We start from the raw sequence: 22,688 nt of genomic DNA on the forward strand, positions 1-22,688 counted from the left end.
AAACTAAAGAGTCCAGTATACCAAGATTTCCCGATTACCATCTCTCCCGGTAATTGGGGAATCTTCCAAACCTATCCTTTTTCCTTTAATTTCATTTTTCAAAAATTGTAAAAAAGAATGGATCGTCTTCCAACGTATCCAAGGATCTCGTAAGACCCCTTTATCCAAATTTCTGGATTCTGTTTCGAACTGAGGTTTGAATAGACTAACTATATTCCAGCGGACATTCGGATTTTTGCTTTTGAGTTCGGAAAGAACGGGAAGAACAATACGAAGAGAAATAAAACTCAAGTCCATGACTAGAAATATCTCGTCCGGAAACATTTCTTTAGTCTTTTCGGCCCATAAAGAAGATAATAATTTCCAACTAGTATCTCTGATATGAAATCGGTCTCTAACAGTGACCTTTGGATTCATTGCAACCTTGGAAGCCATCTGTCCATAGCCAACATCGAAAGCAAAAACTAAGTCCGCTCCTTCTTCCAAGAGGACCTGAGTAAATCCTCCAGTAGAAGCTCCCCAATCTATACAAAGTTTTTCTTTAACCGATATATTCCATTTTTCGAATGCAGCTTTAAGTTTATAAGCTCCCCTGCTTACATATTTAGGAATAATTTCTCTGATACGGATCTCTACTGACTCTTCGAATAATGTGCCGACCTTGTCGGACATTCTATCGTTCACAAGAACTGAACCGGATAAGATGAGACTTCGAGCCTTGGAAATATCCTCAGCCAAACCCTTTTTCAAGAGTAAGTCATCTAGTCTAATTTTTTCTTTTGCCAATGTTAGAAGGAAGAGACTTAAAGAATTCTGGAAATTCGGAAACTTCTATTTTAGAAGAAGAAGTATCCAGATCCGACCCTAATTCTTCCAATTCGGAAACTAGATCTGAAACCATCTGCTTGCAAGTTTCCATTCCATATAGAGAAGGATAAGTGATCTTTCCGGATTTTCCATCTTTACCTGGAGTTTTTCCTAGATCTTCTTTAGTTCCTTCGATATCCAAAATATCATCTGTGATCTGAAATAATAAACCAAGCTTGGCACCATATTCTGAAATAGTTACTTCTCTCTCTTGGAAGTCTTCTCTCAAACGATTTCCCATTAGAAAGGAAGCCTGGATCAATGCTCCGGTTTTCAATTTATGAGTTTTAGAAAGTAATTCTTCCTTTGTTCCATTTAAGGAAGAAGGATTTCTCTCTAATAATAGATCATACATTTGTCCAGAAACCATTCCTGCGGCCCCGGCACCCTTTGCCAAAGTTCTGACCAAATCCCTATGCAGGTTTTTATCAGAAGAATCGATTTGGGTCAACCAATCAAACGCATAAGCCTGCAAAGCATCTCCTGCAAGTATCGCAGTTGCTTCTGAAAATTGTTTATGAAGAGAAGGTTTGCCTCTTCTGAAATCATCATCGTCCATACTAGGAAGATCATCATGGATCAAACTATATGTATGAACAAATTCTAATGCAGCCCCGATCGAAAGAGAATCGCCATTGATCTTTCCAAAAGAAGCGAAGGCAAGAATTGGCCTTAATCTTTTTCCACCAGCTCTCAGACTATATTCCATAGCTGCAGAAAGTTCAGGAGCAGATTCTTTTTTAAAAAATGGATATACTTGGTTTTCTAAATAATCCTCGAAACGATCTTTAGAACGTTTTAGTAATTGAGAATATTCGTTTGTTTCCGTTCGATTTGTCATTTTCCGGATTCGACAGTAATCACCACTTTGCCGGTAGTATTTCCTGTTTGGAAATGCCGAACTGCTTCCGGAAGATCCACGAAAGGATATACGGAACCTATATGAGGTGGTTCCAAATTTAATTTTAATAATGCTTTTAGATGAACAGTTAGTTCATCGATCTTCTCATATAACCAGATCAGGTTAAATCCCATCACCGCTTTATTTTCAGAAACAATTTCTAAAGTATCCACTTTAGGTCTGGTCAAATATCTCCAAGCCAAAGTCAGCCAATTGACCTTATCTCCCTGGCTCATAAAAGAAGCGGAACCATAAACTACCATGCGACCCATTGGAGAAAGAGCTTCATAGCTTGCTTTGAAAATTTTACCGCCGATACACTCTAAAACCAAATGTAATTCTCTACCGCCCAGTGCAGTTTTTAATTCTTCTGGAAAGCGAGAAGATCGAATGATCCAAGCATCGTAACCTTCTTTTTCCAAAAGAGAAATTTTAGAATGATTTCCTACAGAACCTAAAGTCCAGGCTCCGAATTTTTTAGCGATACGATTGGCATAGATCCCTACTCCACCCGCAGCACTATGTATCAAAACGTTTTGGCCTTTTCTTAAATCTCCCAAAGGAAGAAGAGCATAATAAGCAGTAAGCCCTTGGACTAAAAATCCTGCTCCTTGTTCAAAACTCCATTTTGATGGAAGTGGGAAAATATATCTAGAGTCTATGTTTATATAGTCCGCGTAAGCTCCGAATCGGGTCACTCCCATGACCTTATCATTCTTTTTAAAGTTTTTAACCTTCTTGCCAACAGCGATCACCTTACCTGAATATTCCAAACCTGGAATAAAAGATCCTTTAGGTGTTGCGCTATACAATCCTTGGATTGCGAAAATATCCGCAAAATTCAGACCGATTGCACGGATCTCTACTGTGACTTCATTGTCACCGGGAGGGGGAAGTTCCTCTTCTCTTCTTTCCAGAGAATCTAAAGAACCCTTGGTATCGACTCTATAAACGGAGCGAATCATGAGGGCATTCTGCTCTTTTAATTCCTATCCTAAAAGGAAAAAACAGATGGGAACGGAGGAAAAATTTCCTCCGTTTATTGGTTGGTTACTTAGAAGGGAAAATTTCTTTTAAGAAGTTTTTCAACTCCAACCAGGAACGTTTATCTGCTTTTTCATTGTAAGCCGCTCCTTTAGAGTTATCATTTCCTGCTTCTTTGATGGTGAAAGAATGAACCGCTCCACCGTAAGAAACAAGCTGCCAATCCACTCCTGCACTTCTCATTTCTTCTTGGAAAGCTGCCACCTCATCCGGTTTTACGAAAGGATCATCTGCTCCATGAAGAGCCAAAACTTTACCCTTAATATTTTTTGCATCGTCCGCCTTAGGAGTAGATAATCCTCCATGAAAGCTAATGGTTCCTTTTAAGGGAGCTCCACTTCTTGCTAGTTCTAAGGCAGTGGTCCCACCAAAACAATATCCTAAAATCGCGAGATTTTTTGGGTCCACACCAGTCTGGGATTTTAATGCGTCTAACGCGGCCTGGCCTCTGGCTCTTAATAATTTGCGGTCCCCTTCTCTAAAGGATGCAGCTAATTTGGAAGCTTCTTCCATAGATTTTGGGCGCACACCTTTTCCATAAATGTCCGCTGCAAAAGCAATATATCCTAACTCAGCGAGTTGTTCTGCTCTTGCTTTTGTATTTTCTCCCAAGCCCATCCAATCATGGACAAGCACAATGCCTGGAGCTTTTTTGGCTCCTTCTGGATAAGCAACAAAACCTTCTAAGACTGTATCGCCTTGTTTGTATTCTACGAATTCGGATTTAACTTTTGCAGATAAAACATTCGTCGCTAAAAGAAACGTTATACTGAACCAAATGATCTTTTTCATTCTATATTCCCCGGGAATTCCCGTTTGAAAAATAAATTTGATATTAGACTGATTCGAAATTTAAAGCAAAAAACTTAGGATCAAAAATAAACTACTCTAAGATCCAAACCGCCATGAGTGATATGTACTGTTTGTAATTTAGAGTTAATTCCTTTTAAAAACGCAGACCAGGTTTCTTCATCTGGACAAAGAATAAACCCTGAAACTTCGCCTGGAAGCTCCCACCAAATTTTTAAAGTTTCTGCAATACGTTTGTATAATCCAAGGTCGGACCCTTTTTGGATCCGTAAACCATAAGGTGGATTGAGTGGCATCCAGATCTTTCCTGGTTTGCCTGAGGATTCCCAGACTTCTTTAGGAGATAAAGAAAAGAAGTCCCCATCTTTCCCGATAAACCGATTTTGTGAGCTCAAAGGAAATTGTTTTATAAATTTCTGATATTCTTCGCTTCTTTCGTTTAGATAGGAGAAAACTTCCGGTTCTGAATCGTTATACCAGAATGCCAATTTATTCTCTTCTTCCGGTCCTATCTTACGTTTTAAAAATTCCCAACTTGGTGCTGGAAATTCTTTCATTTCTTGGAACATATAGTTCCGATCCAAATGAGGAAATCCAAGTTTAAAAAGTGAAGAAGCTGATTCCCAGATAAATGTTCCTGAACCAGCAAAAGGCACAAAAACCGCATTAGGTTCCGGCATATTCTTCTTTAATAAATGTAAAAGAAAAGCGGCTGTATCTTCCCTAACAGGAGCAGATTTAGATAGAGGTTTAAAATTTCCCCTTTGAAAAATGGGAGCACCTGCCAAACTCAAAGAAAGAATGATACTATCTCCAAGAGCAAGTGCATTTAGCTCAGTGTTTTTAGAATCAGGATCTCCAGATGACGAATAAGATTCTTCCCAAAAAGAATACAATTCTTCTCTGGAAATTTCTTTTCTTCCGCGAACCTGTGGATGGAAGTTTATGCCCCAGCTTTCTGGTAAAATTTCATTTTCTCTTAAGGATTCTATCAAACCTGAGAAGTTAAACTTTTCATCTAAAGGGAATTTGCCCAGATTCAAACGAAAATCTCTGATCCAAGGAATTCTAACCAACACCTCTAATGCTTGGCGAAAATTCGTTTTTTCTAATATAAACTTCTCAGGAAAAACCTTAAATTCAGGAGTATGATTTCTAGGAAGAAATGGATCGGAAACAATTTGAGAAAGTAAAACTTCTGTTTCTTTAGCAGAACCAGGAGGAACTAAAAATTCCCATCTAAGAGGTTTGCCGGATTTAAACTTGGGAATTTTCCAATCCATAGAGATATTCTTTTAAAATCGATTCTCCAGGAAAGGTAAAAAGTAGAACGAGCAAAACTTTGCGTGAGATCGATAACCTCACGCAAAGTTAAAAATTCGATTAGAACTCTGGGGAAACGAACTTGGCTTGGCCAGCACGAGGACGGATCACAAATCTATATTTACGTTTTGCGATCTGTTCCGGGTTGTACCAACGAACTTGGTAAACTGCCATTCCTTTTCCGGAGTTAGAAGTTTTTCTTACTTCTATATCAACTCCCTTATCGTCCACAGGTTCTCCATCCTGGGTCAACTCTTTCCAATCATTGCCTTCTTTGTATTCAATTGAAACCAAAGGTTCATGTAAGGAAATTTCAGAGCGACCCACATCCTTATAACGGAAGACCCAATGTTTTTCTAGATTTTCTTCTGCTAAGATCAGCTCAGGAGAATCTACTAATTCTCTTACACCTTCTGATTTCTCAGTCTCAGGAAAACGATCGGAACGATCCAATTCGTAATTCCAAGATGCAGGGAATGCTTCTTTTCCCCCAGAAGCCGGAAGATTTTTGGTCAGATCGGCAAGATGTGCCTGTAAGAATGGTTGGGTGCCTGGTCCGTAAAGAGTATGGCCACCTTCATAATGTTGGCGAGTATATTCTTCTGGAGTAGTCACATAACCGAAATATCCGTTTGCACAACTGATCACAGATGCATTTTTGATCGGCTGAGAACTGGATTTTAATGCCTCATCTACAAATCTTTTTCCAGATTCTTTAGTAACTTCGAAAGGAACAGGAAGAAGAAGTGTGTCCGCAATTTTCACAGACTGTAAAAGAAGTTTATGTGGGAACTTTGATTTAGGAAGAACGATAGGTTGTAGATATTTGAAACCCACTATTCTTTTATGACCTTGGCAACCGCCTGTTAAAAACCAACGAGGCCAACCTTCTGCAAAGAATGGTAGCCAGTTTAGAACTGGAGTGAGTCCATCTTCTGCTCCACCAGTTAATGCAGTTCCAACATAAGGACGATCACAAACTTCTGCATCTCCAATCTTTTGGTTTTCATACAGATCCACTTCCCTTGTATTAAAAGAAAGATTTGCTTCAGTGCTTAGAGAGTTTTGCAAAGAGTCAAAAAGTTTAGAAGCTTCCGCACCGATTGCTTCTCCAATTCTTCTGGATTCTATAAAACCTTGCATGTCTTCACGATAATCAGGAGAATTATCTCCATGAGTAGAATTGTTCAGTGCATGGATTGGATCCCAGCTTGGTTTAAAATCTTTACGGATCTTTTTCTCTAAAATTCGAGTTGGATATGCAAACACGTCCGCGTTCGCAACATCATTTGAATCAGGTACTGTAGTTCCATGAACGGAGAATGTAGAGAATGCACCAAGAGGTTTGTATCTTCCGTCTTTATCCTGTGCATCAATACGGATCATTACTAGATCAGGATTGATTGCTTGGTATTGGATCTCTGGTTTTAATTCTTCAAATCCAGAATTTTTATTAGCACGATAAGCATCCAAGGATCTGTTTCTAGTCAGTCCCCAAATTGCAGTTTTTCCAGAAGCAATCTTCGCAGGTTTTGCGGACTTATAAGCTTCTTCTACTCCACTAGTCAAACGATCCAATACGAAATCAGTCCAACCCTTATCGAATCCAGGTTTGTTAGAAGCAAACTCGTTATAAAAATTATTATCGTAGAAGTTAGCAGGAGCAGAGTGTGTATGAGTTCCCGCAAATACGATCCCACCAAAAGAAATATCTGTCTTAGAAGCCAAACGTTCTGCAAGCAAGTGATGGATCAAAAGAGATCCGGATAAAAGATCACTTTGGATCAAAACTACTGGTTCATTTGCATCTTTTCTAATATAGAAAATTCTAGCATAAAGACGAGTGCGGAAACCTTTTTCGGTCTCAGCCATTTTGGAATAACCTGCTAAAGGTAAACCGGGAGGAGGAGTTAAATCCACCTTGGAAATTCCAGCAACCAGTCCTCTGGTTTTGGAAGCAACTTCCGGTTTTTTATACGCGATCTTATATTCGGCGACGGTTCCGCAAGCGGCTGCAGAAAAGATTAAAAGGATCGAAATTAGGTACGGTTGGATATTCTTCACTATTTGATTCGGTTTCATTCCCCCTCCGGGAATTCTTTGGTTTTTTTAGCCTCTACTTGCTATCAGAAGGGTAAGTTCTTAGCAAGAATTTTCGGATAAGAGTATGTTATCGATCCGTCTTACAAACCAATTATATTCTCCAAAAATAGCTCGGATTTTTGAGCCTCTTATTAGTTTGAGACAAAATAAGAAATGTAGATAGGAAATCTTCTATGTCCCAACCGGGCTTTTTACAAAGACTTAAATTTCATTTTTTCAATTTCTATCCTCCTTACTTAGGTGCTGGTATCAAGGTTAAAGCCTTGAACAAAGAGAGAACCTTGTTCTCTACCACAATGAAACTCACACCTTTTAATAAGAATTATGTGGGAACACAATTCGGAGGATCTCTCTATTCCATGTGCGATCCTTTTTATATGTTGATCCTAATGGAACATTTAGGATCCGGATATCTGGTCTGGGACAAAGCAGCAACTATCAGATTTTTAAAACCAGGAGAAGGTACCGTAAGAGCTGAGTTTTATATCCCTAAGGAAAAAATCCAAGAGATCAAAGAAGAAACAGATCGTAAAAGAAAAATGGACGTTACCTTCACCGCTCAGATTGTAGATGTGAAAACCGGTAAGCTCGTGGCAGAAGTAGACAAAGTTATCTATGTCAGAAAAAAATTGAAAGAGTAAGTTCTTAAAGTCTACCGCCCAAATTTCGTCATTAGGATCATGTTGGAGTTCCGACATGATCCTGGGACCTTATCTCGAACCATTCTAAAGAAAGCCCTTCAAATCTTTTTAAAGGGGGCCTAAAATTGTTTTTCCCTAGGGACTACGATGAAATGATGGCCCCAAACGCTTATGTCCCAATGGAAAACAACACCTCTGTATGAGGAGCATAAACTTTTAGGCGCTAAGATGATCCCTTTCGGCGGTTGGGACATGCCTGTTCAATATTCCGGAATCATTGCTGAACATACAGCGACTAGAGAAGCTGCCGGTCTCTTCGATGTTTCTCATATGGGAGAAATTTTTATCGAAGGTCAGGCTGATATCATCCTCGGCTTTCTGGAATCAGTTACCTGTAATTCTGTTTCTTCTTTAGCAAATGGACAAGTGCAGTACAACGCAATCATCAATGAGAATGGCGGACTGGTAGACGATATCACTCTCTACAAGTTTAACGATCAAAAATATATGATCTGTGCAAACGCATCCAATGTGGATTCGGTTTACGCGTATCTAAAAAAGTATGTGCCAAGTTCTGCAAAATTAGAAAACCAAAGTGCTTCTTGGCATCAAATTGCGATCCAAGGTCCCAAAGCAGATTCCATTCTTTCTTCTTATTTTAAATCTGACCTAAGCCATATCGGATATTATAAATTCGTGTTATTCTCCTTTGTGGGAGAAGAGATCATTCTTTCCAGAACTGGTTATACTGGAGAAGACGGATTCGAAATTTACAGTTCTAATTCTACTGGCGTAAAAATCTGGAAGGAACTATTAGAATTCGGAAAAAACCAAGGACTTCTTCCTGTAGGCTTAGGCGCGAGAGACACACTTCGTATCGAAGCAAAATATCCTCTTTATGGTCATGAGTTGGACGAGAACAGAAGTCCAATCCAATCGGGGATAGGCTGGATCGTAAAAGAAAAGAAAATTCCTTATCCTAAATACCAAGAGATCATCTCCGAAAAAAAAGAAGGGCCTAAACGAAAGATCGTGGCATTCGAACTGCAAGAAGCAGGTGTCCCAAGAGAGAATATGCCAGTATTAGATTCTAACGGCAAAAATATCGGGATCACAACTTCCGGTACCTTCTCCCCTTCCTTAAAAAAAGGAATAGGACTCGCACTCGTGGACTCTGAAAAGATCCAACATGGAGAATCCATCCAAATTGAGATCAGAGGGCAGGCAAAGTCCGCAATTATATTCACCCAATCTTTCATTCCGGGAAGCATTCGGAAAAATTAAACTAAGGATTTTCAAATGGCAGTAACTAACGCACCTCCGGGTTATAAGTTCACAGAAAAACATGAATGGGTAAAAGTAGAAGGGGATACCGCATTGATCGGGATCTCTGACTATGCTCAAGCGGCACTCGGAGATATCGTTTTTGTGGACCTTCCAAAAGTAGGAAAATCTATCAAACAACTGGATACATTCGGAACGATAGAATCCGTAAAAGCAGCAGAAGATTTATACGCTCCCATCAGCGGAGAAGTAGTCGAAGTTAATGGAAACCTTTCCAAAAACCCGGCAGCAGTGAATTCTGATCCTTTCGGATCTTGGATGATCCGAGTCAAAGGGATCAATTCTTCCGAGTTAGAGAAATTATTAGATCCCGAATCTTACAGAGAATTAGTAAGCAAACTGGATTAGGAAAATAGAATGAGTACTGCAACTTGGAACGGATCCGGCAAACAAACTGAAATGAAGAATCCACTCGATCCTTTGGATACTTTTTCCAGAAGACATATAGGTCCTGATGAAGATCAGATCAAAGAAATGTTATCCACACTCGGTTTATCCGGGTTGGAAGAGCTGGTGGCAAAAGCAGTTCCAGAAGGAATTCGTTTGGAAAAAGCTTTGGATCTTCCTGAGGCTTCTACCGAAAGAAAGATCTTAAACGATCTGAAAAAGATCGCTTCTAAGAACAAGTTGTATCGCTCTTATATTGGTTCCGGTTACCAAGCGAGTGTAATGCCAGGAGTGATCCAAAGAAACATTTTGGAAAATCCGGGTTGGTATACTGCTTATACTCCTTACCAAGCAGAAATTTCCCAAGGAAGATTAGAGGCACTTCTAAACTTCCAAACCATGATCATGGATCTAACAGGTTTGGAGATCTCAAATGCTTCTCTCTTGGACGAGGCTACTGCTGCCGCAGAAGCAGTATTCTTAGCGTATGGAATTCGCAAAAACGAAACATCCAAATTACTTTTTATCTCCGAGTTATGCCATCCTCAAACAATTGATGTGGTCCGCACAAGAGCACTTCCACTTGGGATCGAAGTAAAAATTGGAAATCATTTAAAAGCAGAACTAAACGAAGATTATTTTGCAGTATTAGTTCAGTATCCAGGAACAGAAGGAACCATTTATAATTACGAAAGTTTCTTCCAGTTGGCTCATAATATTGGAGCTCTAACAATCTGTGCTGCCGATCTACTTTCACTTACAGTTCTAAAAGCTCCTGGAGAATTCGGAGCGGATATCGCTGTAGGAAGTTCTCAAAGATTCGGATTACCTTTTGGATTTGGCGGGCCTCATGCAGGTTATTTTGCGACCAAAGACGAATTCAAAAGAAATATGCCAGGAAGACTTGTAGGAGTTTCCAAGGACAGCCAAGGAAATCCTGGGCTCAGACTTTCTCTACAAACAAGAGAACAACATATCAGAAGAGATAAAGCTACTTCTAATATCTGTACTGCACAGGTTCTATTAGCAGTTCTATCTTCTATGTATGCTGTATATCACGGCCCCAAAGGTTTAAAAGATATCGCTCTTAGAGTTCATAGACTCACAGAAACATTGGCTAAAAATTTGGAGAAGGCAGGCTTTGCCATCCAAAACAAAACCTTCTTCGATACTATTGTTTTAGATCTAGGATCCAAGGCTCAAACTTATATAGATGCTGCTTCTAAAAAAGAGATCAATTTCAGAAGTTTGGGAAATGGCAAAATTTCAATCGCTCTGGATGAAACTGTAGAAGTTTCCGATTTGGAAGATATTCTTTCCGTATTCGGGACCTCTAAGATCGATCCTTCCCTAGAAGGAATTTCCATCCCGAACGAATTTATCAGAACTTCTGAATATCTTACACATCCAGTGTTCAACTCACATCACACAGAAACAAAGATGTTGAGATATATTAGAAAATTGGAATCCAGAGATCTTTCTCTCACAACTTCCATGATCCCTCTGGGTTCTTGCACAATGAAGTTGAATGCAACAGTGGAAATGTTCCCTGTGACCTGGCCTGAGTTTTCGAATATTCACCCATTCGCACCCGCAAGCCAAACAGAAGGATACAGAACTGTATTCTCTCAATTAGAATCTTGGCTTTCTCAGGTAACTGGATTCCCAGGAATTTCCCTACAACCAAATGCTGGTTCTCAAGGAGAATATGCGGGACTTCTCGCAATCCGAAATTATCATATCAGCAGAGGGGATAAGGACAGAGATATTTGTTTAATCCCAATCTCTGCTCATGGAACCAATCCTGCTTCTGCAGCAATGGTTGGATTCAAAGTGGTAGTGGTAGCCTGCGACGCAGAAGGAAACGTAGATTTAGAAGATCTGAGAGCGAAAGCAAAAGAACATTCTAAAGATCTAGCTGCATTAATGATCACCTACCCTTCTACACATGGAGTGTACGAAGAACCTATTAAGGAAATCTGTTCCATCATTCATGAGAATGGAGGACAGGTTTATATGGATGGAGCGAATATGAACGCTCAGGTAGGCATCACAAGACCTGCGAATATTGGCGCTGATGTTTGCCATCTGAACTTACATAAAACTTTCTGTATTCCTCACGGAGGTGGTGGACCTGGAGTGGGACCAATCGGAGTTGCAGAACATCTGAAACCATTCTTACCTGGTCACCCTCTTGTAGATAACGGAACAGGCAACGAACACGGTGCAGTCTCAGCTGCTCCTTGGGGAAGCGCAAGTATCGTTCTGATCTCTTGGGTGTACATTGCACTTTTAGGAACAGAAGGTTTGGAACAAGCCACCAAAGCTGCGATCCTAAACGCGAACTATATCGCCAAACGTTTAGAAAACTATTTCCCAGTACTTTATAAAGGTAAAAACGGATTCGTTGCCCACGAATGTATCCTGGATGTAAGACCTTTCAAAAAGACTAGCGGGGTAGAAGTAGAAGATATCGCAAAACGCCTGATGGATTATGGATTCCACGCACCTACCATGTCCTTCCCTGTTCCTGGAACTTTGATGATAGAACCTACTGAATCAGAATCCCAAGAAGAATTGGATCGTTTCTGTGAAGCGATGATCTCCATTCACTCAGAGATCCAAGAGATTGAACAAGGCAAGGCTGATCCTAAAGATAACCCTTTAAAGAATGCACCTCATACTTCTGCGATGGTGATCTCTGATAATTGGGACCATGCTTATTCCAGAGAGAAGGCTGCTTATCCGGCACCTTGGACTAAAGAGCATAAATTCTGGCCTTATGTAGGAAGAATAGATAACGTATATGGAGATAGGAACCTGGTTTGTTCCTGCCTTCCTTTAGAATCGTATCTCTAATTTTTTCTAAAAGCCAGAAGACAATAAAAAAGACCGGGGTTTTTCGCTCCGGTCTTTTTGTTTTATAAAGAATGAAGATCAGAAATTAATCGTCTTTCTTTTTCTTTTTGGATTTTTTAGACTTCTTGGAGTCGTCATCATCGTCTTTGTCTTTTTTAGACTTCTTTGACTTTTTAGATTTTTTGGAATCATCATCGTCCTTATCTTTATCCTTCTTGGATTTTTTGGACTTTTTAGAATCAGAGTCGTCATCATCTTTATCTTTTTTGGATTTCTTGGATTCCTTATCGTCATCCTCATCCTTTTCTTTCTTAGCCTTTTTCTTAGGCTCGTCTTGATCGTCGTCTTCGACCTTATCTTTGGACTTCTTAGCCTTAGATTTTTTTACTGAATCTGCAGAATCAGAAGCCTTTCCAGGTTTAGCTCTGCAATAAGCATCTACATTAGTTCCGTCTTGTTTGCTATAACCGGAAACCCAAGTACAATCAGAATCAGACTCGCATTGACCTTTGGATAAACCTTGGCATTGGGATTCTGCAGAAAGAGAAGTCCCACTTAAAATAAGCAGACCTGCAAAGAGAATACTAGTTATAAATTTTAAAAGATATATCGGCTTACGATACATTCTATCGACTCCTAAATCGAATGGTTCGACAAGGTTCTATATAGAAAAAGAATTTGCGATCTGAAATATTCCTATATTTCAAAAAAATTATATTAGAATCATTTTAAAAAGGTGGGTCGGGAGGGGAATTCCTCCCGACCAAACACAGTCAGGAATCAACCGCCATAGTACATCAACTGGAACCCGTATATAGGATATAAAATGCCCATCTAATCTAACATTAACTCCCCGGATCCATACCTTCAGAGCGGTCCGCATTCTACTATCGAGTCTTCGAATCGTCAAGCTCACAAAGTAAATAAGATGCAAATTTTGGAAAAAAATTTCATTTGGAAATATCTTTTTTCGAACAGTCGATATTCCATCGGCAATATTATGCAGATCATATTCACTATTTGTAATAGTCTTTGAATAGATCGGCCGTGTTCCAAACTTTATACTGGTTGTTCAGAATTTAGATCGATGCAGAATAATCAGGATAAATAAGTCTTGGTCTCAATCTAAAATATCATAAGGACAAGCTTAGAATTGAAGTTTAAGTTTTAGGGGAAATGTTAGAAGAAATAAAAAAGGCCGGAGATTAATCCGGCCTTATATGATTACAGTAGAAACCCGGCAACGTCCTACTCTCCCACATAGCGAACCATGCAGTACCATTAGCGATGAGAGGCTTAACTTCCGTGTTCGGGATGGGAACGGGTGTGACCCTCTCTCTATAACCACCGAGAATCTATAACCAGTATTCCCTGCGAACCTCGGAAGTCTACCTTTTTTCATAGAAAAAGAAGAAGTTTTTAGGGAGAAGAAGGAGCAGATTTTTCAAAATTTTCCCTCGGCTGAGCCGCCTAATCTCAGTTTTAATATTCCAAAGAAAGGGCTCTAACTTCTTCTCTGGAATAAGCATCTGGTTTTTTTAATATTTGGACCAATGCCTTAAATTCTCTTGGAAGAAGTTTCCCTGGATGTTTATTAAAATAATATTTGGAAGATCTATAGATCCCGTTCAATCCGCGGCCCCAATACACCAAGTTGAGATAATATTCTAAAACTCCCTTTTTTCCTAACTCTTCATCAAGAGCTTGTGCAATCCGGATCTCTCTTAACTTTCGAGTTAATGTTTTGTCCCTGGATAAAAATAATGTTCTAGCAAGCTGTTGGTCCAATGTGCTTGCACCTCTTAATCTTCTGAACAAAAAGACTGCTTGTATGATAGAAGATTGTATATCAGCTAAAGAATATCCTCTATGCCTGTAGAATCTATAATCTTCTACTTCTACCAGGTATTCTAAACTTCCTGGAGGTAATACTTCGAGCCGTACCCAATCATTTTCGAGAGGAACAGACTCTAAGTTTTCTGGGAGATAGACTAATTTGTTCTCTCTGAATAATATTCTTTTTTCAGGAAAGGTTTGGTAATAAATAAGAAGAAGGAATACTATTACCAGAATACTTCTGATCCCAAAGAAAAACCATCTATGAAAGAAATGGTTTCCTTCGTTCATTGGACTTCAGTAATAGTTTGTTTATCGTATATCAAAAATACTTCCTGCTCTATCTGTTCGGAAGATACAAGTTTCCAATTTGCTTTATCAAAGTTAAAATATGCAGATTCTCCACCGGTAATCGAAGGTAAACCAACTTGTCCAATAAAGAATGGAACTATAGTAAGATAAAGTCTGTTCACAAGTCCCTTTCTAAAAAAGGAATCATTTAGTCTAGGCCCGCCTTCTAAAAGTATTTTCGAATGCCCTCTTTTTTCTAATTCTTTCAGAATGATCTCCGGATCCAGATCTTCTCCCTGCAAAGGAATAATCTCTGCAAACTCTGATAATTCGGTTCTGACTTGGGATTCGTTTTTAGAAGTACAGAATAGAAGCGGTTTTACTTTAGAAAAATGGAATACTTTTCTGTCAGAAGGAAGGGTCCCAGTTCTTACAAGAAGTATGGCCCTTGGCTCCTTCTCCGATTCTACATATCTAAGATGAGTAACTGGATCGTCATTGAGTAAGCTATTTTTTCCGAGAATAAGAGCATCTGCTTCGGAACGGATCTGGTCCATTCTTCTCTTATCATTTCTGGAAGATAGACCATACCATTTTCCGTCGGGACGACATACCTTTCCGTCCAAGGTCATTGCCATATTCACGGCCAAAAAAAGACGACTCATTGAGGTTTAGATGCGAGGGTTTCGGAAAGTAATTTGAGAACTCTTCCTCTGCAGGTACCACAGCCGGTGCAACAACTTGTGTCTCTCATCAATTTACCCAAGGTATCGTTCCCTCTGCGGATAGAATTCGTAATATCCTCTTCGGATACTTGGTTGCATACACAAACCTTTCTAGGTCGCATCAGGGCATTTAGGTCTATTTGACTAAAGTCGGAAGAATTCATCAGGCCTTCTAATTATTGGACGCCGAAAGCAAAACCATCACTCAAGCTAAACATTAGAAGGCCAGGATCAAGAGAATTTTTTTCCAACCTGATTAGGCCCGCCATGCCAGTTTTAAGGAACCAACAGGTTTTTATAACGGATTCCAGAATGGATATTTCTCGTTGACAGCATGACTTTCAAGCTCATCCTCATTCGGAAAATTCCATAAAGGAAACCTACAGAATGCAAGTGACCAAACGCGCTCCCTTAAGGGAAATATTCGGATGGTGCATGTTCGATTTCGCCAATTCTAGTTATACCACTGTAATTATAACAGTCATCTACTGCAGAGTTTTCGCAGAAGTAATCGTTCCAATCTCCTCCAATCCGGCAAATCCTTATGAAGATGGGAATTTTTATTTTGGACTAGCTTTATTTTTCTCTTATCTACTGGTTGTACTGACCGGTCCGTTATTCGGAGCTATTTCAGATTTCTCCGCTAAGAAGAAAACTTTCCTCTTTTGGAGTTATATCAGCTGCGTGATCAGCACCGCTGCTTTCTGGTTAGTGGCGACTCCAGGTTCTTGGGAGTTAGGTTTTGCTCTAATCATTCTTTCTAACTTCTTCTTTGCTTCCGGAGAAAACTTTGCTTCTTCTTTCTTACCTCATTTAGGACCTAAAGAAGAATTAGGAAAAATTTCAGGGTATGCTTGGGGAGTCGGGTATATGGGAGGACTTCTTTCCGTATTCCTAGTCCAGACTCTTGTGGCACCTTCAATTGATCCTGCGATCTACGGTTCTCTTAGATTTGTAGGACCTCTTACAGCGTTGTTCTTCTTACTTGCTGGAATTCCTACGTTCTTACTTTTGAAAGAATACCAACCTGCTATTAAAATACCGACAGGAGAAAGTTATCTCACTATTGGTTTTAGACAATTATCAGAGAGTATTAAATCGATAAGACATTTCAAAGATCTAGTCATCTATTTGATCTCTCTATTCTTTTCTATGGCTGCGCTTGCTATTGTGATAGCATTTGCATTCTTATACGGGAACCAAGAGATCAAGATCACATCTGGTCAAGAGGCTACCCTATTCGTAATGCTTCAGTTCTTTGCGATGATAGGCGCAATATTCTTTGGATTCGTTCAGGACAAGATCGGAGCTAAGAAAACTTTCAATATCACTTTGGTATTTTGGATCTTCTGTCTGATCGGAATTTATTTCGTGAGAGAGATCACCGGTTTTGTAAACGGACTAGGAGTGGATATCTCAGTACAATGGGTATTTGTGATCTTTGGAACCCTCGCTGGTTCAGGAGTTGGATCCACTCAATCAGCAAGTAGAGCAATTGTCGGGGTCTTCTCCCCTGAATCCAAGTCTGGAGAATTTTTTGGTCTCTGGGGTCTTTCCGGAAAACTTGCGGCGGCAATCGGAGTTTTTGCGATCGGTATATTACAGAAAATTTTCGATCTAAGAAATGCATTCTTAGTAGTTGCTGTATTCTTTTTCATCTCTTTGATCATCAATACATTCGTGAATGAAAAAAGAGGGATAGAAAAAGCGAAGGATTGGGAAAGAAACGGAGGACATTAATCCTCACCTGCTCCAAGCTTTTGCTTGTAAATCCAATATTCTGGATTATACTTAAATCGTGGCTGGCGAGTTTAATACAGAAGATGAGTTCGAGTCCCACCAAAGCCAAAGAAAATTGGCTTTGGCGACTATGGACGAATTGACTCAAACTAAATTGGATCTTTTAGATGCCGGTAAAGAAATTCCTAAATTTCTAAACTACGCCATTTCTTATTTAAACCGTAAATATCTAACAGAAGAAAAAGTGATTAGCGACCTGATCGTACGAAGAGACTCTTCGAATTAATCACTCGTCTTCATCGTCTTTTTCTTTTTCCGCTTCTATTCGTATTTCAGAAATTACTGCTTGGGCCTCATCAAAAATCGGAGTTAGTGTAGAAGTATCCGAATCTATCTCGGTAACAGTATCTTCCAAATAATAAGTGCCTTGTGTTGTTAAGAAAAAGAATCTCACCTGATCCAAGTCTGGATTCGGGGTCCAGCGGACCTTCTTCCCTTGTTTCCAAAGATAAGCGTATTTGTGGATCAAACGTACGGAACTTTTTTTAATACTTTCTCTTCCTCCACCACCAATGAAAGAAGCTCCTGAAGTTAAGAAGATACTCGCGTCTCCAGAAAGAAATGTAGCTAAAGTGACTATCTCGCTTTGGGTAGGCCAGTCCATGATGATCCCGTAAACGACTGTTTTGCCGTTTGGATTTTGTATACCTATATCATCATATTCTGTTTCGAATGCGAGTTCTCTTAATTCTTTGTAAGGTGTGCGATCAATGGAAGGGCTGCAAGCCGAGAGCAGGAATATACAGATTATATTATAAAAACTAAATTTGAATATTGAGCTCGAAAACTTCTCTGACATGCGAATATACCGCTTCTTTTCCAAAGGAATATCTCTGAAAAATCTATCCTAATATACATCAGGAAAGACTTCTTTTTGCAAAAAGAAGGAAGAGAACCTAAGAAAAATTCTTGGATCTGAAAAAATCAAATCCTTCTTATTTCTTTTTGGTCTTTTTCTTCGGAGTCTTAGAGGCTGCTTTTTTCTTGGGAGAAGCTTTTTTAGGAACAGTCTTCTTCTTGGCGGGTTTTTTCTTAGCTACTGCCTTTTTTTTGCCTTCTTCGCTAATCGTGAGACTTGGGTCTCTTTCCATATTCTTAATATGAGAAGAATGCCTAAATCTAAGTGCAGACCAATCATCGTCTATGGAGATCAATCTTACTCCTTCAAAACTGATCTTTCCAAGTGGGTCCCAACCTGCATCTCTATGAATGGATACATTATATTTACGGGATGTTTTTTTGGGATAGGCCAACCATAAGAGTCCATCATCTATCAAGGTGGTAGGCACCATAGAAGCTATATTCCGGATCTCAACTTCGGTTTGGACGAACGCAAGTATAAGCCTGTATCTTTTTCCGGACCTTAGCGCTCTATCGACCGGAGCCCCTAAACTGGAAAGTGCGGGTTCGAATTCATAAGGAGAAGATAAAACACAAATCTCCCCTTCGCCAGGTTTGAATTGTAATTTACCAAACACGGAATGGATAGCCATCGGTAAATAGAATCCTTTTCGCCAAGAAAAGGCAAGCGAGAAACCGAAAACAATATTTGGTTCGTTTGCTTATCTATTGGATATTCTTAAATTACCGACCTTCTCCCTATTTATGGGATACAATGTTTTAGCAAGGTAGATAACAATTGTTATCCAATGAGTAGGAACTAACGTCACGCGTAAGAGGATAAACGTCTTAGAAGTTTAGGCGACAAGAGATCCTGCTAGTTTTGCCACAGATTTTCCTTTTTCTGGTTCTAGTAGAAACCATAGTATACTGTGATCTATCTCAATAACAAAAAAGGCGAACCGATTGGTCCGCCTTTTCCCTTATTCTAATGTTATAAAATTCTCTTATTGGAATTCCAACATTTTAGAAACTAATCTTTTTTGATTAAGTTCTAGATCCCTCAGCTTATGGCGAACATTCTTGTCCACCTTACGCAGATATTTTTTATATGTTACAATAATCTGTTTTTGTTTATTATAAGGTAGAGGATTAGTTTCCTCATGTAGTTTGGTCTCCACACTAGGTGCCATAGATTGAACCGGAGTATCTGGCCAAATCAATTCAGTATCATGGCTGGAATAATATTCTAATTTTATCTCTTTATTATTATTCGGAGTCCTTTTTCCTTCAGTTCCGATCTGAGGTCCCTTAGGCTCAATATTGATCACTCTACGCATCTCTCTTACGAAAATTTCGCCGTTAGAGTTCGTACGCTTGAATTGCATAATGATCTTTTCTAATTTTTCAGGATTACTTCCTGGATATATAAAGATACGCGCATTATAAAGATAAGTTTTAGGGAAGTCCCAGAAAGATTCTCCGGAGCCCATATCCAATTCCAGATAAGGTTTATTATCTCTATCTGTTTTTAAGAACTGAGGTAATTCCTGAGGTTCATCACCAATATATCTTAACGCTTTTTTGGTGGTTTCCATCTGAAGGATCTTATTGATCTGATGGATATTCTGAGAGATAGAAGCATGCAAATTATCTATCTCAATATCGGAAAACCCCGCCTTGCGGATGGCTTCGATCTGGCGTTCTATTTCTCTTTCTTCCATTGTTAGGATTTTAGGTGCCGCATCTATTTGTATGAATACGGCCAAAAGAGAAATTATAAGAAAGATAAGGGTTTTCATTAGATGCCTTCCTTCTAAATATCGAAAAGACTATACCCCATTCTTGATCCTAAAAAGGATTTTTTCAAGGGTTCTTTCCTGATTATGCCTCGAATCTTCCGCCCGAATGCCTATTTCGAAGAGGAACTCCGACTTGGAAAATTATTTCCGAGGGAGTTAGAGGCCAGGAATTCCGTTTTAGAATCCTCCTTTTTAGTGCTGAATTCTTTTCCCGACTCAGCAAAAGTTTTAGCTCATTCCCCTCCCGAAGAAAATTGGATCAAATATTGGAATGATAAGGGAATAAAGATCCCAAAACCTATTCTTCTTAGAAATATAAAACAATCTTTGCAAAAAGAGAAAGAGATCCAATTAGAAGAATGGGGAAAAATATGCCGTTGGAATTCCCACAGCTGTGAATTAGAAATAGATCCTGCATATTCAGATCCTGCAAAAATATACGGATCTAAACTAAACCAAAAAGATTGGAACCAAGAATCTAATTCTGATCTAATTTCTTATTCCATTCGCAATTCAGAAGATTGGGAAATATTCTTACAAAATGAAAAGGATCACTTCTCTCCGGATCAAAAATTCGTTTTTAAAACTGAGTTTGGATTTGCTGGCGCTCAAAAATTTAGAGATGTTTCCGGATTAAAAGATCTAGCTTATCTATTCTTAAAGGTTAAAAGAGAACCATTTCTGATCGAAACCTGGGTAGATAGAACCAAAGATTTTAGCTTATTATTCTCCGCAAAAAATGGGGAATATAAAATAGAAGAAGGCACCATCCTACTTAACGACCATAAAGGAAAATATTCCGGGACATGGATGGGAGAATTTTCAGAAATCGAAAATTACCTTTCTGGAATGTCAGAAAGTTTTTCTCAAGTCTCCAAATTCCATCCTAATTACGAAGGATATGGTTCTATAGATTCTTTCTTTTATAGATCTAAAGGCACCCAAGTTTTACGTAAAATTTCGGAAGTCAATTTTAGATGGACTATGGGCTGCTTATTGTTGGAGCTCCGACGTAAATTTCCTAAAAAGGGAAATGACCTTCTTCTTTTCTTACCCAAAGTCCAAAACTCAGATCCATACTCTAGATTAAAAACATGGGAGAAGGAAACAGGCTGGGAAATTCTTCCACTTTCCACATTCTTCTCCCCTTATAGAAGACCGAACCAGAAAAACCTAATTTGGGTACGTCTCCCGGCGGGGAAAACCCAGGATCCTTGGGAAGAGGCTAAAATCATTTCAGAAAGCGGTATCCGAGTTCTTGGCCCCTGAAATGTACTTGTGATTCTTTACCTGCCTCCGAGACTGGTTCCAATCCCTTCGGGGAACTAGCCTGCAGATATTACTCAGGTTTCAGGAAAAGAGATGGAACTGTTTCTCAATTACGCGCTTTATATTATCGTAAGTATCGGATTCTTGATTCCCTTCACTGGATTTGTTGTCGGAGCGGGAGCAATTGTAAATGCTACCGTTGCTGGATTTGCCGTTAACTTGTTGGCTCAAATCGTAGAAGAGGACAGACTCAAAGGTTATCTCGAAAAGAATAAGTCCACTATGATCGGTCAGGCTTTATTAAAAGCGATCGAAACAGGTAAAACTAAACTGGCACCTGGTTCAGTTGTTTCTCATGCAGAAGAGCATGGTCATGACGGTCATCATCTGATCTCCGTTCAAACTTACTCTCTTGTGTTTGCTGCATTGATCGTTGGAACTGTAATCACTGTATTAGTAGCTCAAGTTGACTTCGGAGCAATGAACACTGTGATCGCTATGCTTGTAGCGACCATCAAAGCTTCCTTAGTATTAGCTTACTTTATGCACCTTAAATACGATAACGTAATGAACAGAGTGATCTTCGGATCAGGTTTTCTTTTCTTACTTCTTCTTTTTGGATTCTCTGTAGCAGACATCTACACAAGGGCAAAAATTTTAGCAGGCTTCCCTTACTAAGAAGATTATAATACTTTCGAGTATTTCAAAAGAGCCGGCTGAACGCCGGTTTTTTTGTAGCCTGAGGTTTTCCTTCCAGCTTTCGTATCCGAATCGAACAGAGGAACTATGGCAGGATATTCAGGAACACCCTTGGCCAAAAAGTTAGGATTTAAAGAAGGCCAGTTTGCAATCATCATCAATGAGCCAAAAGAATTTAAAGGCTTATTGGAAGAACTTCCTCCAAATATTACATTCAAGAAGAAGTTAGCGGGAAGTTTCGATTATATTCATTTTTTCTGTAAGAGCAAAGATGAACTTTCCAAAAACTTTTCCAAGTTCCCGGACTATCTCGCTGACAAAGGAATGGTTTGGATCTCTTGGCCTAAGATGAGTTCAGGTGTGAAAACCGACTTAAAAGAAGATACGATCAGAGAAATAGGCTTGAAGACAGGGTTGGTAGACGTTAAAGTCTGCGCAATCGATTCGACTTGGTCCGGTCTACTTTTTAGAAGAAGAAAGAGTTAAGCTGTATCAAATATTCGGAAACTTGAACATGATCCTATTAAAACGTTATAGTCTGGGTTTCCTATTATCAGGGTTCATTTTATGTTTTGCCTGTATCGAAAAAGTTCCTGAAATCAAAAAGACAATCGAAATCACTGAACTTGGTTTAGTGTTAAATTACGAAGGCTGGATCTATGAAGAATATGATCCAAATAGAGATAGCTCCGACCCCAATCGTCCCAAAAACAAAAGAGAATCCCAAAACGATAAAAATATTAAGGTAATGTTCTATCTTTTCGAACCGGAACAAAATAAAGGTTCAGAGATCAGGACCAATATCAATTTTGTATCAGAGCCAATTCCTGTAAAATATTCCAAAGCAACCTTAGAAGATTACGTAGCCTCCATAAGTGGACTGTATTCAAATGTATATAAAGAATACGAAATACTTTCCGTTCCTCAAAAATGCAGTTTCGGAAAAGAGAAATGTATCTTCTTTGAATCTAAGTTCATTCTTCCAAATACCCCAGAAAATAAACAAATCAGAACTCTTCAATGGATCTTTTTCAAAGAAGGTACTGTTTATATTTTCACAGGGACAATACCTGAGTCAGAATTTTCGGAGAAGAATAAAAAGATCCTGAACACAATCCAGACTCTTACTGAAAAGATTTAATTCTAA

General features: G+C 39.1%; 23 protein-coding genes and 1 rRNA gene. 10 read left to right on the plus strand and 14 right to left on the minus strand.

Translation table 11 applies throughout. The features are described 5' to 3' along the window. Window positions 1-3 precede the first annotated feature (3 nt). The 6 genes from EHQ52_RS06160 to EHQ52_RS06185 form a co-directional block, all read right to left on the minus strand. Window positions 4-786: a TlyA family RNA methyltransferase gene (locus EHQ52_RS06160; protein WP_135614366.1), complete on the minus strand. Its 783-nt coding sequence runs from the start codon at window positions 784-786 to the stop codon at window positions 4-6. Then, the gene (locus EHQ52_RS06165) at window positions 767-1,708 is read right to left on the minus strand and encodes a polyprenyl synthetase family protein (protein ID WP_135614367.1); all 942 of its coding nucleotides are present in this window, start codon (window positions 1,706-1,708) and stop codon (window positions 767-769) included. The genes EHQ52_RS06160 and EHQ52_RS06165 overlap by 20 nt, the downstream gene beginning before the upstream one ends. After that, the gene (locus tag EHQ52_RS06170; protein ID WP_135614368.1) at window positions 1,705-2,733 is read right to left on the minus strand and encodes a synaptic vesicle VAT-1 family membrane protein; all 1,029 of its coding nucleotides are present in this window, start codon (window positions 2,731-2,733) and stop codon (window positions 1,705-1,707) included. The genes EHQ52_RS06165 and EHQ52_RS06170 overlap by 4 nt, the downstream gene beginning before the upstream one ends. 85 nt (window positions 2,734-2,818) lie before the next feature. Next, window positions 2,819-3,604, minus strand: coding sequence for a dienelactone hydrolase family protein (locus EHQ52_RS06175; protein ID WP_135614369.1), 786 nt, complete (start codon window positions 3,602-3,604; stop codon window positions 2,819-2,821). Between the two features lie 80 nt (window positions 3,605-3,684). Continuing rightward, on the minus strand, window positions 3,685-4,905 hold the full coding sequence (locus EHQ52_RS06180) for a hypothetical protein (protein ID WP_135614370.1): 1,221 nt from the start codon (window positions 4,903-4,905) through the stop codon (window positions 3,685-3,687). A 100-nt stretch (window positions 4,906-5,005) separates the two neighbouring features. Then, window positions 5,006-7,027, minus strand: coding sequence for a neutral/alkaline non-lysosomal ceramidase N-terminal domain-containing protein (locus EHQ52_RS06185; RefSeq protein WP_135614371.1), 2,022 nt, complete (start codon window positions 7,025-7,027; stop codon window positions 5,006-5,008). Between the two features lie 194 nt (window positions 7,028-7,221). Here EHQ52_RS06185 and EHQ52_RS06190 point away from each other — a divergent pair, with 194 nt between their 5' ends. From EHQ52_RS06190 to gcvP, 4 genes are all read left to right on the plus strand, one after another. After that, the gene (locus EHQ52_RS06190; RefSeq protein ID WP_135614372.1) at window positions 7,222-7,689 is read left to right on the plus strand and encodes a YiiD C-terminal domain-containing protein; all 468 of its coding nucleotides are present in this window, start codon (window positions 7,222-7,224) and stop codon (window positions 7,687-7,689) included. Between the two features lie 171 nt (window positions 7,690-7,860). Continuing rightward, window positions 7,861-8,973, plus strand: a complete 1,113-nt coding sequence (gcvT, locus tag EHQ52_RS06195) for a glycine cleavage system aminomethyltransferase GcvT (protein WP_135614373.1) — start codon at window positions 7,861-7,863, stop codon at window positions 8,971-8,973. Window positions 8,974-8,988: 15 nt separating this feature from the next. Next, a complete protein-coding gene (gcvH, locus tag EHQ52_RS06200) occupies window positions 8,989-9,381 on the plus strand; it encodes a glycine cleavage system protein GcvH (RefSeq protein ID WP_086447347.1) in 393 nt (130 codons plus the stop codon). Between the two features lie 9 nt (window positions 9,382-9,390). After that, entirely contained in the window at window positions 9,391-12,279 is a 2,889-nt protein-coding gene (gene gcvP / locus EHQ52_RS06205; RefSeq protein WP_135614374.1) for an aminomethyl-transferring glycine dehydrogenase, read from the plus strand. 85 nt (window positions 12,280-12,364) lie between these two features. Here the strand turns inward: gcvP and EHQ52_RS06210 are convergent, their stop codons facing one another. From EHQ52_RS06210 to EHQ52_RS06230, 5 genes are all read right to left on the minus strand, one after another. After that, window positions 12,365-12,904: a hypothetical protein gene (locus EHQ52_RS06210; protein WP_135614375.1), complete on the minus strand. Its 540-nt coding sequence runs from the start codon at window positions 12,902-12,904 to the stop codon at window positions 12,365-12,367. A gap of 610 nt (window positions 12,905-13,514) precedes the next feature. Further along, window positions 13,515-13,631: ribosomal RNA gene (gene rrf, locus EHQ52_RS06215) — 5S ribosomal RNA — on the minus strand. 130 nt (window positions 13,632-13,761) lie between these two features. Beyond that, window positions 13,762-14,406, minus strand: coding sequence for a biosynthetic peptidoglycan transglycosylase (locus tag EHQ52_RS06220; protein WP_135614376.1), 645 nt, complete (start codon window positions 14,404-14,406; stop codon window positions 13,762-13,764). Continuing rightward, window positions 14,403-15,071 carry a RibD family protein gene (locus EHQ52_RS06225; RefSeq protein WP_135614377.1) on the minus strand — a complete coding sequence of 223 codons (669 nt, stop codon included), beginning with the start codon at window positions 15,069-15,071 and terminating at the stop codon, window positions 14,403-14,405. Before EHQ52_RS06225 ends, EHQ52_RS06220 begins: the two co-directional genes overlap by 4 nt. Next, complete coding sequence (locus EHQ52_RS06230) at window positions 15,068-15,295, minus strand: (2Fe-2S)-binding protein (protein WP_008589782.1); 228 nt, start codon at window positions 15,293-15,295, stop codon at window positions 15,068-15,070. Before EHQ52_RS06230 ends, EHQ52_RS06225 begins: the two co-directional genes overlap by 4 nt. 223 nt (window positions 15,296-15,518) lie before the next feature. Between EHQ52_RS06230 and EHQ52_RS06235 the strand changes: the two genes are divergently transcribed. Continuing rightward, window positions 15,519-16,871 carry an MFS transporter gene (locus tag EHQ52_RS06235; protein WP_135614378.1) on the plus strand — a complete coding sequence of 451 codons (1,353 nt, stop codon included), beginning with the start codon at window positions 15,519-15,521 and terminating at the stop codon, window positions 16,869-16,871. A 58-nt stretch (window positions 16,872-16,929) separates the two neighbouring features. Then, window positions 16,930-17,157, plus strand: coding sequence for a hypothetical protein (locus tag EHQ52_RS06240; RefSeq protein WP_135614379.1), 228 nt, complete (start codon window positions 16,930-16,932; stop codon window positions 17,155-17,157). Here EHQ52_RS06240 and EHQ52_RS06245 read toward each other — a convergent pair whose 3' ends face one another. The 3 genes from EHQ52_RS06245 to EHQ52_RS06255 all read right to left on the minus strand — a co-directional run bounded on the left by EHQ52_RS06245 (window position 17,158) and on the right by EHQ52_RS06255 (window position 19,573). Beyond that, the gene (locus EHQ52_RS06245; RefSeq protein WP_135614380.1) at window positions 17,158-17,730 is read right to left on the minus strand and encodes a hypothetical protein; all 573 of its coding nucleotides are present in this window, start codon (window positions 17,728-17,730) and stop codon (window positions 17,158-17,160) included. Between the two features lie 136 nt (window positions 17,731-17,866). Further along, window positions 17,867-18,424 carry a hypothetical protein gene (locus tag EHQ52_RS06250; protein ID WP_135614381.1) on the minus strand — a complete coding sequence of 186 codons (558 nt, stop codon included), beginning with the start codon at window positions 18,422-18,424 and terminating at the stop codon, window positions 17,867-17,869. 354 nt (window positions 18,425-18,778) lie between these two features. Continuing rightward, entirely contained in the window at window positions 18,779-19,573 is a 795-nt protein-coding gene (locus tag EHQ52_RS06255; protein WP_135614382.1) for an LIC13212 family protein, read from the minus strand. An 84-nt stretch (window positions 19,574-19,657) separates the two neighbouring features. Here EHQ52_RS06255 and EHQ52_RS06260 point away from each other — a divergent pair, with 84 nt between their 5' ends. The 4 genes from EHQ52_RS06260 (at window position 19,658) to EHQ52_RS06275 (ending at window position 22,682) form a co-directional block, all read left to right on the plus strand. Further along, window positions 19,658-20,842, plus strand: coding sequence for a hypothetical protein (locus tag EHQ52_RS06260; protein WP_135614383.1), 1,185 nt, complete (start codon window positions 19,658-19,660; stop codon window positions 20,840-20,842). A 93-nt stretch (window positions 20,843-20,935) separates the two neighbouring features. Beyond that, window positions 20,936-21,520 (plus strand): cytochrome C oxidase subunit IV family protein, encoded by a 585-nt coding sequence (locus EHQ52_RS06265; RefSeq protein ID WP_135614384.1) that lies wholly within the window; start codon window positions 20,936-20,938, stop codon window positions 21,518-21,520. Window positions 21,521-21,628: 108 nt separating this feature from the next. Next, window positions 21,629-22,027, plus strand: coding sequence for a DUF3052 family protein (locus EHQ52_RS06270; RefSeq protein WP_135614385.1), 399 nt, complete (start codon window positions 21,629-21,631; stop codon window positions 22,025-22,027). 28 nt (window positions 22,028-22,055) lie between these two features. Further along, on the plus strand, window positions 22,056-22,682 hold the full coding sequence (locus tag EHQ52_RS06275) for an LIC_13215 family putative lipoprotein (protein WP_135614386.1): 627 nt from the start codon (window positions 22,056-22,058) through the stop codon (window positions 22,680-22,682). Window positions 22,683-22,688 lie beyond the last annotated feature (6 nt).

Origin of the sequence: Leptospira koniambonensis (assembly GCF_004769555.1) — a bacterium.
In the GTDB taxonomy this organism is placed as follows: Bacteria; Spirochaetota; Leptospiria; order Leptospirales; family Leptospiraceae; genus Leptospira_B; species Leptospira_B koniambonensis.

What these genes read in the sequence shown, in the direction of transcription:
- EHQ52_RS06165 (WP_135614367.1), bottom strand. Translation starts at nt 1,708, where the DNA reads ATGACAAATCGAACGGAAACAAACGAATATTCTCAATTACTAAAACGT.
- EHQ52_RS06170 (WP_135614368.1), bottom strand. Translation starts at nt 2,733, where the DNA reads ATGATTCGCTCCGTTTATAGAGTCGATACCAAGGGTTCTTTAGATTCT.
- EHQ52_RS06175 (WP_135614369.1), bottom strand. Translation starts at nt 3,604, where the DNA reads ATGAAAAAGATCATTTGGTTCAGTATAACGTTTCTTTTAGCGACGAAT.
- EHQ52_RS06180 (WP_135614370.1), bottom strand. Translation starts at nt 4,905, where the DNA reads ATGGATTGGAAAATTCCCAAGTTTAAATCCGGCAAACCTCTTAGATGG.
- EHQ52_RS06185 (WP_135614371.1), bottom strand. Translation starts at nt 7,027, where the DNA reads ATGAAACCGAATCAAATAGTGAAGAATATCCAACCGTACCTAATTTCG.
- EHQ52_RS06190 (WP_135614372.1), top strand. Translation starts at nt 7,222, where the DNA reads ATGTCCCAACCGGGCTTTTTACAAAGACTTAAATTTCATTTTTTCAAT.
- gcvT (WP_135614373.1), top strand. Translation starts at nt 7,861, where the DNA reads ATGTCCCAATGGAAAACAACACCTCTGTATGAGGAGCATAAACTTTTA.
- gcvH (WP_086447347.1), top strand. Translation starts at nt 8,989, where the DNA reads ATGGCAGTAACTAACGCACCTCCGGGTTATAAGTTCACAGAAAAACAT.
- gcvP (WP_135614374.1), top strand. Translation starts at nt 9,391, where the DNA reads ATGAGTACTGCAACTTGGAACGGATCCGGCAAACAAACTGAAATGAAG.
- EHQ52_RS06210 (WP_135614375.1), bottom strand. Translation starts at nt 12,904, where the DNA reads ATGTATCGTAAGCCGATATATCTTTTAAAATTTATAACTAGTATTCTC.
- EHQ52_RS06220 (WP_135614376.1), bottom strand. Translation starts at nt 14,406, where the DNA reads ATGAACGAAGGAAACCATTTCTTTCATAGATGGTTTTTCTTTGGGATC.
- EHQ52_RS06225 (WP_135614377.1), bottom strand. Translation starts at nt 15,071, where the DNA reads ATGAGTCGTCTTTTTTTGGCCGTGAATATGGCAATGACCTTGGACGGA.
- EHQ52_RS06230 (WP_008589782.1), bottom strand. Translation starts at nt 15,295, where the DNA reads ATGAATTCTTCCGACTTTAGTCAAATAGACCTAAATGCCCTGATGCGA.
- EHQ52_RS06235 (WP_135614378.1), top strand. Translation starts at nt 15,519, where the DNA reads ATGCAAGTGACCAAACGCGCTCCCTTAAGGGAAATATTCGGATGGTGC.
- EHQ52_RS06245 (WP_135614380.1), bottom strand. Translation starts at nt 17,730, where the DNA reads ATGTCAGAGAAGTTTTCGAGCTCAATATTCAAATTTAGTTTTTATAAT.
- EHQ52_RS06250 (WP_135614381.1), bottom strand. Translation starts at nt 18,424, where the DNA reads ATGGCTATCCATTCCGTGTTTGGTAAATTACAATTCAAACCTGGCGAA.
- EHQ52_RS06255 (WP_135614382.1), bottom strand. Translation starts at nt 19,573, where the DNA reads ATGAAAACCCTTATCTTTCTTATAATTTCTCTTTTGGCCGTATTCATA.
- EHQ52_RS06260 (WP_135614383.1), top strand. Translation starts at nt 19,658, where the DNA reads ATGCCTCGAATCTTCCGCCCGAATGCCTATTTCGAAGAGGAACTCCGA.
- EHQ52_RS06265 (WP_135614384.1), top strand. Translation starts at nt 20,936, where the DNA reads ATGGAACTGTTTCTCAATTACGCGCTTTATATTATCGTAAGTATCGGA.
- EHQ52_RS06270 (WP_135614385.1), top strand. Translation starts at nt 21,629, where the DNA reads ATGGCAGGATATTCAGGAACACCCTTGGCCAAAAAGTTAGGATTTAAA.
- EHQ52_RS06275 (WP_135614386.1), top strand. Translation starts at nt 22,056, where the DNA reads ATGATCCTATTAAAACGTTATAGTCTGGGTTTCCTATTATCAGGGTTC.